This is a genomic window from Pedobacter sp. KH_004, from assembly GCF_057840755.1.
This window is the reverse complement of record NZ_CM174519.1, coordinates 4876611-4889892: the sequence shown is the minus strand read 5'-3', so window position 1 is coordinate 4889892 and position 13282 is coordinate 4876611. Positions and strand designations below refer to the sequence as shown.

The following is a 13282-nucleotide window of genomic DNA, read 5'->3' as shown; positions in this document are numbered from 1 at the left end:
TTGCTTGATAAACATTTGATCATAAGATAAACAAAAACGCTATACTAATGACACGTAAAAGAATTTTAATTACCGGTGCCGCAGGATTTCTTGGATCACATCTCTGTGACCGCTTCATTCGAGAAAATTATCATGTATTGGCAATGGATAATCTGATCACAGGAGATCTTTCAAATATTGAACATCTTTTCCAACTTGAGAACTTTGAGTTTTATAACCATGATGTTTCCAAATTCGTTCACGTATCCGGTCATTTAGACTATATCCTGCATTTCGCATCTCCTGCCAGTCCAATCGATTATCTAAAAATACCTATCCAGACCCTTAAAGTGGGATCATTGGGTACCCATAATTTATTGGGTCTTGCCAAAGCAAAAAAAGCCAGAATGTTAATCGCCTCAACATCAGAGGTGTATGGAGACCCTAATGTAAATCCACAGCCTGAAGAATATTGGGGAAATGTAAATCCTGTAGGTCCAAGAGGAGTCTATGATGAGGCCAAGAGATTTCAGGAAGCGATCACCATGGCGTATCACACTTTTCATGGCGTTGAAACCAGAATTGTTAGAATTTTCAACACCTATGGACCGAGAATGCGTTTGAATGACGGCCGTGTTCTGCCCGCATTTATCGGTCAGGCATTAAGGGGTGAGGATTTGACCATATTCGGTGACGGTAGCCAAACCCGTTCTTTCTGTTTTGTAGATGATTTGATCGAAGGCATCTATCGTTTGTTGATGAGTGATTATTCCTTGCCCATGAATATTGGTAACCCGGACGAGATCACCATTCGCCAATTTTGTGAGGAGATTATACAATTGACGGGAACTTCTCAAAAGATTGTCTACCAGGACCTACCTCAGGATGATCCAAAGCAACGCAGACCGGATATTACAAAAGCAAAGTCCCTTTTAAACTGGGAACCAAAGGTGAATCGCAGGGAGGGTTTAAGGATCACCTATGACTATTTCAAATCATTGCCGAAAGAAAATCTGGAAAAAACCGAACATAAAGACTTTGCGCGCTACAACACCATTTAAGTAAGCATAGATCTTCCAGGAGCGGTTGTTTTAATTGACTGATCAGCCTTTTTTTTTCGGGCGTACCCAATTATGCGTATCCTATGTCAACCTTAATGACAAAAAGCTTTTTTACGAAAGGTAGGCCTTGAGCATTGTGCGCCTATGACTCTGGAGAATCAAAATAGAATTGCAATAAAACAGGCCAAAACACCAGAAATGAGTTATTTAGAAAAGCGCAAAGTTAAAATTATCAAATCATAGCCCTATGGGGCTATTGTGCTACGGAGTAAATATTTAGACTTTAGTGGACGAAATAACAGGACTAGTTGCCTAGCTAAAAAACGCAAATCAAAGAGAATCTTAAAAGAGAAATGAACAACCAGCTATTTGTAGACGTAATGAATTTCAAGGTTTTCTCCGACGACCTGAATACTATTGCAATCGGTGGTGATAAGTGTCGGACCATTAACACCATAAGCCCTAACTCATATGGACTATCCCTTAAGGATGACATTTTTAATCAGGCGTTAAAGAAAACGGACTATCTGGTTTTAGATGGTGTTTATTTCGCCTTTGCCTCATTGATGCTGAAAGGAAAAAATATCAAAAAAAATCAAGGCCCTGATGTTTTTTACCACTTTATGGACCGAATGAGTAAAAAAGGGGGAAAAGTATTTTTCTTAGGCTCAAGTGAACAGACCTTACAAAAAATCGAACACAAAGTAAAACAAGATTATACCAATATCCAGGCAGAGAGCTATTCCCCTCCATTTAAAGACACTTTCTCTAAGGAAGATAATCAGGCCATGCTAAATGCTATAAACAAATTTAAGCCCGATATTCTGTTTGTAGGCATGACCTGTCCTAAACAGGAAAAATGGGCTACCCAGTTCAGGGATGATATTGATGCAGGACTTGTGATTAGCATTGGAAATGTGTTTGACTGGTTTGCCGGAACTCAAAAAGCCATCCACCCCTTCTGGTTTAAGATAAGAATGGCTTGGCTTATACGAATATTTCAGAGACCTGAAATATTCCGCAGGAACATTAGAAACCAAATGACTTTTTTCGGTCACGTGGTATTGATTTTTTTAAAATTAAAGAAAATATAAAGATGATAAAAGTTGCATTAGTAGGGGCTGGAAAAATGGGCGTATCCCATTTATCTATATTAGGAGCCCATCCAGACGTAGAAATGGTTGGTGTGTGTGACACATCAAAAATAGTGACCAATTTTTTAGAGCGCTATTCTAAAATGGATTGCTATGCTGATTTCACTAAAATGCTCGACAAAGCAAAGCCGGATGCTGTTTTTGTGGCCGTACCAACTAAGTTCCACCACCAGATCATCAAAATTGCTTTGGAAAGAAACATCCATGTTTTTGCAGAAAAGCCATTTTGCCTGAATACGGACGAAGGGAAAGAACTTGTTGATCTGGCAGCTAAAAAGAGCCTGGTTAATCAGGTGGGCTACCACAACAAATTTGTGGGCACATTTAAGGAAGTTAAAAGAATCATCAAATCAGGCATGTTAGGTGACGTGTATCACTTCGTTGCCGAATCATATGGCCCGGTTGTTACCAAGCCTAAGCAAAGTTCATGGCGGTCTAAGCCTGAAGAAGGCGGTGGATGTTTAATGGATTACGCATCACATGTAATTGATTTGGTGAATGATATTATTTCTCCAATTACCCAAGTAAAAGGTGCTACACTGAAATCGATTTATTCCAATACCGTTGAAGATGCTGTTTATTCGGTGATGAACACCACAGATAATGTAAGTGGTATTCTTTCGGTTAACTGGAGTGAAGAAACTTACCGCAAAATGTCTACGACTGTAACTATCCTTGGATCTAAAGGAAAAATCATTTCTGATGCTAACGAAATGAAGTTATATCTAAAAGATGAAACAAAAGATTATACTAAGGGCTGGAATGTGAAATACATCACAGACCTCACCGATCAGGTAAACTTCAATTTGAGAGGTGAAGAATATTCCGCACAGATTGACTATTTCGTAGATGCGGTATTAAAAAGAAAACCCAACAACGTAAATACGTTTCAGCAAGCTATGCAAACTGATAAAGTGATTGAATTAATTAAACAACATAGATAAACATCATGATGGACAGAATACTTTTTGGCGACAATCAATTTTTCGCCGTCAACCATATTTCAGATGAAAAATCACGGGCGCAATCCATTCAGTTTAAAACTGATGAGGCGATCATGAAAACCTTAAATAATGCAAAGGATGTGGGGTTGAACACCTTTATGTGTACTACCCACGACAGGATTGTGGCAATTTGTGATATCATCAGAAAAAATCCGGATGAATACTCGGATTACAAAATTTTTCCGTGTATGCCATATGCCCACAAATACGCAAATGCAGTGACTGAACTGGGGATCTCTGGGACAATAAAACAATATGTTCCCGGTAATGTGTTTGGATCGATACTTAAAGGAGGAATGGCAATTATTTCGAAAGATTATATCTCCCTTATCGAGTTAATGATTGATGCTGAAATGAAAATGTTCAAAGGAATTAATACTCCTGTTATATTTTTACAGAACGTGATCACAGATCTTTTATTGGGACTAAACTGTGAGGAGGTGCTGGTCGCTTTCTGCTCTCACATCAAGAAAAAATATAATGCAGAGCCTGGTTTTATCACGATGAATCTTCCAAAACTGCACGAAGTGTTAACAAGAAATGGAATTGAAAATCCTATTATCTGTAGCTCTATTAATAAAGTTGGCTTTAGAATGTCAGGCAGCATTGAAGCATATGAAGAGGTATTAAGAACAAAAAAGGGAAGATTTATTGCAATGCAGGTCCTGGCTGGCGGTGCTATTCCACCTGAGGAGGCAATTGAGTATATCTGCGGACTACCCAATATTGAATCAATTCTATTCGGTGCCTCATCGCAAAAAAATATTGAAAGCACCATGTCCTACATCCATGCTTTTGATGAAAAGCAATTAACTACTGCTATGGCAAGCTGATTTAGGAGTTAAGCTACCGTAATCCAGTGGTAAATTGAAAAAGGGGCTTCACGGCCCTTTTTTAACTAATCAAGAAAGCATTAATCTATTTTGATTAATTTTTGAGTTAATTTAGTGGCCCCGTCATTAAAAAACAACACAAACGTCCCAGCAGGCAGACTGGAAAGATCTATTTCGCTTGAATTACTCCCTCTGGCCACATTGATTTTTTTTACCCGTTGACCATTGACAGAGAAAATGTCAATAGAACCGTTATTGTTTACCTCCGGGTGCTTTACGCTTAAAAGTGTTCTTACAGGGTTGGGGTACAACACTAAACCCGTTACTGCAGGTAAAGAACTGCTCTTAAATGGGGCGCTACTGATTACCGTGCTTTCAATTTGCTCTATGCCGCTCACTATTTTAAAGCGCCAGTAACCTGATGGACGAGCAATATCGCCTACCATGATTGGGGATTGATAAGGCTTGAATGGACCATTATTCTCACTATAAAGTATATCAAAAGGAAACTGATCATGCTCAGCGGATAATGTATTTGCTAAATCGTCCACCACAATTTTTGGAGGAAGAATTTCTTTTCGGACTATAGCAGCTGGGCTGAAGGCTACAGCACGCTCATTAACATTTCCTACTATGTCCGCCGGGTTGGGAACCTGATTTGCAGCCATGGCCTTAGCACCGTCACTTTTGGCGCTAACAGCGGCCGCTACTGTTACACTGCTATTGAATATCGGACTGTTTACGACCGAACTTTCACCGCGATTGCCAGAAGCTTTAACCTTGAACTTCCAATACCCAGCAGCCCTGGCAATATTGCCCACGTTAATTTTACCTGTATAGCTTTGGAAGCTGCCATTGTTAACACTGAATATAATGTCCGAAGCGTATTGATCATGATTCGCCATTAATGTATTTGCGGTGTCATCAGCGGAAATCAACGGTGGTTTTGCCGTGGGGGCGATGCTAAAAGCGGGGCTGTTGATTACAGGACTTTCGATACGGTTGCTTGCAGCTTTTATCTTGAACTTCCAATAACCGGCTGCCCTGGCAACATTGCCTACACTGATTTTACCGGTGTAGCTTTGAAAGCTTCCATTGTTTACACTGAACACAATTTCAGAAGAATATTGACTGTGGGCGGCAATTAGGGTGTTTGCATGATCATCAGCGGAAAGCACAGGTGCGCTTGATGTCAGTTTTGCACTGAAGGCGGGGCTTGGAACCACAGCACTCTCGCTGCGGTTCCAAGCCGCTCGGAGCTTAAACTTCCAATACCCAACTGGCCGGGCAATGGTACCCACATTTACTATTGCAGTGTAAGGTTTGAATGCCCCGTTGTTCACGCTCATCATGATGTCCGCTGGATAGGTGCTATGCGTGGCAGATAAAGTGCTGGTAGCATCATTCTTCATTAGTAAAGGTGAACTCGGGGTTATGACTGCTGCAAAGGCGGGACTATTAATCACCGAACTCTCGCTTCGGTTGGTCGCAGATCTGATTTTGAATTTCCAGTAGCCGGCTGCTCTGGTGACGTTTCCTACAGCGATCGTACCGGTATAGCTCTGAAAGCTTCCGTTGTTTACACTCCATACAATCTCAGAAGAAAGTAAATCATGGGTGGCCGTGAGCGTATTGGAGTTGTCATCAGCAGTAAGAACAGGGGCCTTTGGTATGGTCTTTACTGTAAAGGCAGGACTTGATGCTACAGCACTTTCATTTCTGGTCGTGGCAGATTTAATTTTGAACTTCCAATAGCCCGCATTTCGAGCGACATTGCCGACCTTTATAGTATCCGTATACGCCTTGAACGCTGCCCCATTTTCACTAACCATAATCTCACTCTGATATTGGCTGTGGGTACTGATTAATAAGTCGGTCTGGTCATTAGCTTTAACAGCGGGGGCTGCTGGGGTAGTTTTAGCTGATGTGCGCATTAGAATTACTGAGGCGTAGGGCTTAATGGAGATACTACCCGAATATGAGACATTTCTAGCATCAATGTATGCCGCATCCAACTTTACAACTTTCGCCACATCACTTGCATTGTACTCAAATCTGATAAAGTCATCAGGATTGGTGATGGTCACATCAGCTTCAGAGAATTCGATATCATCCAACCAATAAACCAGGTTTTCGTTATCCGACTGAATAGTGATGCAGGTATTGGGTTCGGAGGTAGGAAATGAAAAGACACATTCATAAGCGGTCACCGCACCAGTAAGTTTGACTGTACTCACCGTTGATATTGTTGCATGAGGCGCATTCCATTGCCTTAAAAAAGCTTTAATATTTGCATCCTTACTGCCAGCAGCCTTAAATCGCAATACATAGTGTTTGGCCGCATCTACCGCTCCAACGTTAATCAAAAGATAAGACCTGGCGCTACTGGTAAGCTTCAGCGAACCTTGTGCCCCCAGTTTATTGGTATTGTCTAACAGGGCCGAAGTGCTACCATCTCCATAAAACATGGTACCTGCGATATCAGCGGTAAATTTACCATTTAGAAACCTGTTAGTCCCAATCGCTTTGTTAAGAATGAAAGTAGGAAAAGTCAGCGGGGATTTCTTGGAATTTTTATCTTGACTGAACTGTGTTGCCCAGTTTGAGACATCGAGATTCATTTCAAGATACGAGGGGCTATGAATGAACTGTTGAGTGTGGATAACTTTATTATCATCAAATGGTCTTAGATAATAATTATTATCCAAGGAACCTATTCTGCTGATATCATTGGTTTTTGAGATCAGTTTGGATGCCCACTGGTTGGTATGTTTTGCAAAAAAAATGTTTTCTGAAACCGAAATGTTTGCAATAGCGTATCCAAGATTGTCGTGACCGGTTCCAAAAGCAGCACCGCAATTGAATACCGTATTTTGAGTGATGGAATTATTTCTGGCATTGTGAATAAAAATGCCGTTGTCAGAAATGGTGCTGATGGTGTTATTTGATACGTTGACTCCAGTTACATTATCATCAAGATAAATACCAACTACGGTCCCGTTTTCGGCGATAGTTCCTTCCTTCACTCCAATTCCATTGGTGATGATGTTATTTACGATAGAACGGTTTGTAAAATTCGTATTAACCACACCTGTAAAAGTATAAATCCCACCACCGTCATCTTTGATGGAACAAAAATGATCTACAAAATTATTTTTAACATGCGTGTTTTCCCCGCCAAAATAAATTCCAACATAGCCAGTATTGGTTATACTGTTGTGATCAATCAGGGTATTATTTGCTGTGGCGTAAATAGCCATCCCGTTATGATCACCGCTTTTCCCCATACCTGAAAATGGCATTGTTTTATCAATCTTATTGCCTTTGATCACAGCACCGGTACAACGATCGGTTAAATCAACTGCATTGTTCAGAGAACCTGTAATAATGCAGTTTTCAATGGTCAGGTTTTTAATATCGGATGCATCAATCGCCGAGTTGCCACTAAAATCAATGCGGCAGTTTTTTATGGTAAAATTAGTTCCAGCTGCAAGCGAAAATGCATTTGCATTTGCCCCTTTGAAATTGATGTTTTCAAATAAAATCTGGGACCTAGCCCCCTCAGCAGTGCTGGCAGTTACGATATTATCAATCGTGCTCACCTCTACCTTATAAGAGGAGGGAATACTGGCTCCAAAATAAACATACACTTTTTTGTTTACCGGATTATAATACCATTCCCCAAAGCGGTCGAGTGTACGTTGATCATTCTGGATAAAATATCCATAATTATTATTGGGCGTATAGGGACTCGACGCGCGGTCATAAACCAGGGTCGAACCCGTATGAGCAGTTATAGCATGTCTATCCAAAATCCAGTTCATCTTCCGGATGACCACTTCTGCCCCTTTCCAGTTTACAGCAGCGCCGAGCTCGTTATCAGTAATGGAATTATCAGTTTTGGATTTGATCTTGAGGTAACCTTTGTTGGCGGCATCGCTGTTGGGATATCTACCCAGTTCCTGCACTGCATTATTGATCAGCAGTATGTTCACCGAAACGGCTGAGAGTGTACTGATACTCTCATATACTCCGTTTCCTATGGATTTCCACTGTGTGATCGTCGTCATTGCACTGATCGTGGGGTTACTTCCGATCCCGAAAGCGTTGAAACTTATTCCGGAGGTTTTTAAAAGTATTGAGCCCTGAAAGACCTCATTTCTCTTAAACGATATCACATCCCCGGCTTTTAAGCTTGGAAAAAACGCATTGAGCTTCGCAATACTTTTCCAGGGAGTCGCCGGGTTTTGCGCATCTGCTGCCGATCTGCTATCATTTCCGGAAACTGAGGAAAAGTAATAGGTGCTTGCGTTACAAACGTTTAAAAAGAAAATTAAAAATGCAGTTATTGGTATTTTAATACCCGGTAATATTCTGTAATGAAAATTTCGAAAATGATCTAGGAGACTTTGAATCATTTAAAATAGCTAATTTGTTTGTTCTCTGTTAAAGTAGTAAATTTTAATCTTATGAACAATCAGATTTTGAGTTTATTATCTATAACAGCTAAATTGTTTGGAATTAAACAAAAATAGACATTAAAATGACGAAATGCTAATGTTTTTACATAAAAGGTTGAAAATTTGCATCTTACGACACACTTTTTAGGAATTGTAAGACAAATAATACATTTTTTCCCTAGACATGAACAGTTTTTCCTGCAGCTTTCCCGATTATTTCCGAGATTTTTTCCTCAAAAGTGTTTAAAGTAAATAACGATTTAAATCTTTCCCTTCCCTTATCTCCCATGACCGGGCCGGCAGTTGGATTATTTACAAAAAACTTAATTTTTTGAGCGAGCTGAACAGGATTATTTTTTGGAATTAGAAATCCTGTCTGATTATCTTCTATAACATCAGGGATACCGCCTTCACTTGTTGATATAATCGGTAGTCCGTGCTGCATCGCCTCCAGATTCACTAGACCGAAAGTTTCATAGTGATAATATGTAGGAAAAATAAAGGCGTCAGCCTCATTAAAGAATGCCAGTTTTTCATCTCCATATTTAGGGCCATGCGCGAAAACACAATCAGAAAGATCGTTTTGTCTTACATAGTCTTCAAATTCTTGTGGAGTGATATCTGTCCATCCTCCTACAAAATTACAGGTAAAGGGAATATTTTCTTTTTTTAACAATACGCAGGCCTCAAGCAATACGTATACCCCCTTCTCAATCATCATATTGGATAGATAAAGCAAGGATATCTTTTGATTAACAGCGGAGGATTTACGCATTGGATTAACTAAACGGGGATCCGAGGTTGGTATTCCATAAGGGCAGTAATGTATCTGGGCTTCATCTACGTACTTAGCGACATCAGGATATAAGTACTTGGAGAGCAAAATTGATTGGGTGTTTTTAAAGGCAAAACGATATAGTGCATCGTTAAGATTATTTTGTTTTGCCATCGAGACGCCTTTATTATGAAAATGATAAAGGATTTTTTTATTTGCCAGCTTGAGTAAAGCGACAACAATAAGGTCTTTATAAAACGCAGGCCCGTTGGCCGTTAAGGATACATAACACAAATCATACTTTTTTGAGGCAATAAGTTTTACCACCTTGGCTAAAATACCAACAAATTTGAAAGCCTTTTTTATACTCCCTTTGCCGGTTTGTGCCAGCACTGTGTTTGTCGACAGGCTAACATAATCAGTAGTATGGTCTGAATTGATCAGTTGACTGTTTTTGATGTAGGTATTCGCTATGGCTGCGCCATGAATTGGTGGTGGTAAATGCAGGATAAACAATACATTCAACTTTTTATTTTCGAGCGGTTTCATATTCGGGCAGTTATAGGTTGTGAAGAAATTGAATTACTCGTACCATTCAAAGCAAAGTGAACGGCATCCTTTAACCCTTTTGCAGCTTGGTTATGGTTATAGGTAGATACCATGGCAATCGAATTAGTAGAAAATTTAGTGTAAAGATCCTTATTGAGTAAAAGTTTAAGGATATGTTCAACCCAGACATCAACTGAGTTGGGAAGAATATATCCGTTGAAATCATGTATGATCAAATCTTCGGCCGCTCCAGCATCTAAAGAAGTAATCACAGGAGTACCACTTGCACACGCCTCATTGGCAACGATACCCCATTCATCGTGTTTGGTTGTAAACAAAAATAATTTTGCTTTACCATAATAGCTCGGGAGGTCCTTTTGATTGAGAAAGCCTGGGAATTCATATTCCACATTATTGGCAGTAAGTTTTTCAAGCATCTGTTCTCGCAGATCACCATCTCCGATGATCAGCGCTTTGAATCCTGAAATCCGCTTGCTTAGCTCCACTGCAATCTCAGCAAAAAACAGCGGAAGCTTTCTATCGATAATCTGGCCTGAGAACATGACAGTAAACTCTCGAAGATCCTTCGGTGTGTTTTGAAATTGTGAATTATCGACACATAGGCAACTTTTAAATATCTTATCATTGCTCACCCCGTAACTCTTATATAAGTCTTCAGTTCCTTTTCCCGGCGCCATAAACGAAGAGGTAAAGCGATAGACGAACTTTCTGAGTGATTTTTGAACAAAAGAAATTCCTTTCTCAGATCTAAAAGTTCCATCATTGTAAACGATGATTTTTCTTCCATTCAGCAAACACCAAATCACCCCATAAAGCATTGTCGGTTTAAAGGCTGTAATGATTAATACGTCGGGATTGAGTTTTTTCAATAATTGCCAAACATTTGGATTATTATGCCTGAACGTCTTAGCCGTTTCTGTAAGGAAATGCATGTTGTAATTGCCATAATCCAACACCCACTTTCTATTAGGTTCCAGTTTTGCACAATAAACCACGTCGTAGGAAAACTGAGGATTCTGGTGAATCAGCTCATGCATCCGCTCCCTGTATGGACCTGGCACCTGAGTTAAATAGGCTATTTTGATTTTATTTTCTTTAACATTCATGTGTAATCAATTAACAACTTTGAATTTATCCCAGATGACAGGAAACAATGTCTTTAACCATAATTTTGCAAAAGCAAGAGGCAATGAGGCTGGAAAAAATTTCCGCGTGAAATAAAGGTATTCCTTGTATGCAAGTCCCTTAGGACTCTTTAAAAATTTTACTCTTTCAGCAAGGGTGCTGTGCTGGGATTTCCAGCTATTGCCGTGGTCATCCTCGCAACTACCCAGAACTCCTGGTGCAACATATACTTTGAACTTGCTTCGCTTAGCGGTCAGCGTATAATCATAATCTGCTATTCCATGGGTATACTTTTTGGACAGAATACCAATTTTTTCAACTACTTCACGGGGGACCAGCATAATATTGGCATTGCCCAGGTCACATTCCATCGATCTGTTTTCGTCGAAAACAGTTTCATAACCGATACCAAATTTGGAGATCAGCCTTTTGCCACCGTAAGAAATCTTTGTACCGCTTACCTCGCGAGTACTACCCACTATAATCGAACCTTTCCCCAATTCATCTCTAAGCTCCTGGTAGGCAGCGATCATGGTGGAAAGGGCATTTTTTTCAAGAATGGTATCATCATTCAACAGAAAATAAAAATCGAAATCATCCTTTACTGCCTCACTCCATGACTTTCTCATACCACCGGCCCAAAACAACTGCCCATCACCTTGAAAGATATTTGCTTGCGGAAAAATTTTTAGCACATCGGCAACAGTACTATCTGATGAATTATCATCGGTTAGATAAATCTGCAGTGTGGCATTATCAACCGATGTTTGATTTTTCAGGCTTTCCAGGCTTATAACCGTTTTGTCCCGTCTATTAAAGGTTGTTAATAATACGGCTATGTTCATAATTTACTTGTTTGAGCTGAAGGGTAAACACTGATGGGCTTCGACAATAGATAGATCAAAGAGTTATAAAATCCCAACAGGATTAAGGTCACCATGAAATAATTGGAATCACGTATAAACTGAATTTTAAACTGATTAATCATCAAAAACAAAAAAAGCAGATTAAATCCCAGAAGAAGATCGACTAAATAATTATTATAGGATTTGAGTTTAAAATACAGCAAGAATCCCCGGATGATGGAGGAGAAAAACAGAAATAGTAAAACAAAGGCACCAAGGTAACCCCATAATACCACAGCACTCATGTACAAGTTGTGATAATCCGGGATACCATCAGTACGGGCCTTATCAAAATGGGCCGTAATATACTGGTCTCTTTTTGTAAAATACCCATCTCCGAAAAAGCCACCCGATCGTTCTATTTTCTTAAAACCATATTCAAAGATATCTCCCCTGTTCATATCCTTGCCACTCATAATGCTTTTTAAGGAAAGGCTGTTCATGTTCACCTGTTCACTTCGCTTTGAAAAAACCTCTACATCAAAAAAATTATAGGAATCATTAACAATAAACAGTAACACCACACCCACCACTCCTAATCCGATATTCACTACACTGATCCGCTTTCCAAGAAATAAAATCGCCATCACAATTAAAACCGGAAGCAATAAAATGGAAGATCTGGTTCCTGATAAAACAATTGCAAACAATCCTAAAAAAGAAACCAAAATAGTGAAGAAAAAAAACCAGATACTTACCTTTTTAAACGAACCGCTCAATATCCCTGGCAGGGATAAGGCAATCACAGAAATAGAATATTCTGCGTAAAACTCAAAGTTACCTAATGTTCCTGCAGACCGGGGGATATCCAGCTCCCAGACGATATCTTCGCCCAGATTCGGAAAAAATTCATAGGGTGAATGGAAAAAATTGTACCTCTGATTTAATGCATTGGCAAACATATATATAAAAAAGATTCCGATAATCTGGACGATCTTAACATAATGGCTTTCATCGAGCCTGATTTTCGAGCAATAAAATAATAGAAAAAAGAAGTTAAAAAAGGTAATGGAAGAGCTGATTAGAAGTCCTGTTGGTGTATTGCTGTTTGCAAGACTCAGCACCTCAACAATGCATAATACAACAATCATAAAAATTGTCGGTTTATTAAAACTCGTCTCAGCAAAAAATGACTTGCCATGAATGAACAGATGTGCAATCAAGGCAATCGTCGCCGCCAGGTTAAATGCCCCGCCTATCTCATAACCATAATTGAAATGATTACAGATGAAAAGCTGCATTAGAAAAGAAAAATAATTTTTCTGATGAAGGGAGATATAAAATAAAAAGATAATCGAGAGCAGCGCCAATATCGTTACTGGAAGCGAATAAATAGAATAGGTAAAGGGCCCGATAACTACAGCAGCGGCTATCTTCAGAAGGATTGATAAGGTATCATTTAACTTTATTCTCATC

At 39.5% G+C, this 13282-nt stretch carries 9 protein-coding genes; 4 read left to right on the top strand and 5 right to left on the bottom strand.

What is annotated here, in order from left to right; genetic code table 11:
* The first annotated feature begins 47 nt into the window (after nt 1-47).
* From AC3ITD_RS21010 to AC3ITD_RS20995, 4 genes are all read left to right on the top strand, one after another.
* Nucleotides 48-1040 carry a UDP-glucuronic acid decarboxylase family protein gene (locus AC3ITD_RS21010; RefSeq protein WP_489362648.1) on the top strand — a complete coding sequence of 331 codons (993 nt, stop codon included), beginning with the start codon at nt 48-50 and terminating at the stop codon, nt 1038-1040.
* A gap of 353 nt (nt 1041-1393) precedes the next feature.
* Entirely contained in the window at nt 1394-2134 is a 741-nt protein-coding gene (locus AC3ITD_RS21005; protein ID WP_489362647.1) for a WecB/TagA/CpsF family glycosyltransferase, read from the top strand.
* Between the two features lie 2 nt (nt 2135-2136).
* Complete coding sequence (locus AC3ITD_RS21000; protein ID WP_489362646.1) at nt 2137-3138, top strand: Gfo/Idh/MocA family protein; 1002 nt, start codon at nt 2137-2139, stop codon at nt 3136-3138.
* 5 nt (nt 3139-3143) lie between these two features.
* Nucleotides 3144-4031: an aldo-keto reductase family protein gene (locus AC3ITD_RS20995; RefSeq protein ID WP_489362645.1), complete on the top strand. Its 888-nt coding sequence runs from the start codon at nt 3144-3146 to the stop codon at nt 4029-4031.
* A gap of 80 nt (nt 4032-4111) precedes the next feature.
* On the opposite strand, the gene AC3ITD_RS20990 is transcribed toward AC3ITD_RS20995, so the two are convergent.
* The 5 genes from AC3ITD_RS20990 to AC3ITD_RS20970 form a co-directional block, all read right to left on the bottom strand.
* The gene (locus tag AC3ITD_RS20990) at nt 4112-8449 is read right to left on the bottom strand and encodes a T9SS type A sorting domain-containing protein (protein ID WP_489362644.1); all 4338 of its coding nucleotides are present in this window, start codon (nt 8447-8449) and stop codon (nt 4112-4114) included.
* Nucleotides 8450-8669: 220 nt separating this feature from the next.
* Complete coding sequence (locus tag AC3ITD_RS20985) at nt 8670-9659, bottom strand: glycosyltransferase family 4 protein (RefSeq protein WP_489362643.1); 990 nt, start codon at nt 9657-9659, stop codon at nt 8670-8672.
* A 152-nt stretch (nt 9660-9811) separates the two neighbouring features.
* Nucleotides 9812-10942, bottom strand: coding sequence for a glycosyltransferase (locus AC3ITD_RS20980; RefSeq protein ID WP_489362642.1), 1131 nt, complete (start codon nt 10940-10942; stop codon nt 9812-9814).
* Nucleotides 10943-10948: 6 nt separating this feature from the next.
* Nucleotides 10949-11806 (bottom strand): glycosyltransferase family 2 protein, encoded by an 858-nt coding sequence (locus tag AC3ITD_RS20975; protein WP_489362641.1) that lies wholly within the window; start codon nt 11804-11806, stop codon nt 10949-10951.
* Nucleotides 11803-13281 (bottom strand): O-antigen ligase family protein, encoded by a 1479-nt coding sequence (locus tag AC3ITD_RS20970; RefSeq protein ID WP_489362640.1) that lies wholly within the window; start codon nt 13279-13281, stop codon nt 11803-11805. Before AC3ITD_RS20970 ends, AC3ITD_RS20975 begins: the two co-directional genes overlap by 4 nt.
* Nucleotide 13282 lies beyond the last annotated feature (1 nt).

What these genes read in the sequence shown, in the direction of transcription:
- AC3ITD_RS20990 (WP_489362644.1), bottom strand. Translation starts at nt 8,449, where the DNA reads ATGATTCAAAGTCTCCTAGATCATTTTCGAAATTTTCATTACAGAATA.
- AC3ITD_RS20970 (WP_489362640.1), bottom strand. Translation starts at nt 13,281, where the DNA reads ATGAGAATAAAGTTAAATGATACCTTATCAATCCTTCTGAAGATAGCC.
- AC3ITD_RS21010 (WP_489362648.1), top strand. Translation starts at nt 48, where the DNA reads ATGACACGTAAAAGAATTTTAATTACCGGTGCCGCAGGATTTCTTGGA.
- AC3ITD_RS20995 (WP_489362645.1), top strand. Translation starts at nt 3,144, where the DNA reads ATGATGGACAGAATACTTTTTGGCGACAATCAATTTTTCGCCGTCAAC.
- AC3ITD_RS21000 (WP_489362646.1), top strand. Translation starts at nt 2,137, where the DNA reads ATGATAAAAGTTGCATTAGTAGGGGCTGGAAAAATGGGCGTATCCCAT.
- AC3ITD_RS21005 (WP_489362647.1), top strand. Translation starts at nt 1,394, where the DNA reads ATGAACAACCAGCTATTTGTAGACGTAATGAATTTCAAGGTTTTCTCC.
- AC3ITD_RS20975 (WP_489362641.1), bottom strand. Translation starts at nt 11,806, where the DNA reads ATGAACATAGCCGTATTATTAACAACCTTTAATAGACGGGACAAAACG.
- AC3ITD_RS20980 (WP_489362642.1), bottom strand. Translation starts at nt 10,942, where the DNA reads ATGAATGTTAAAGAAAATAAAATCAAAATAGCCTATTTAACTCAGGTG.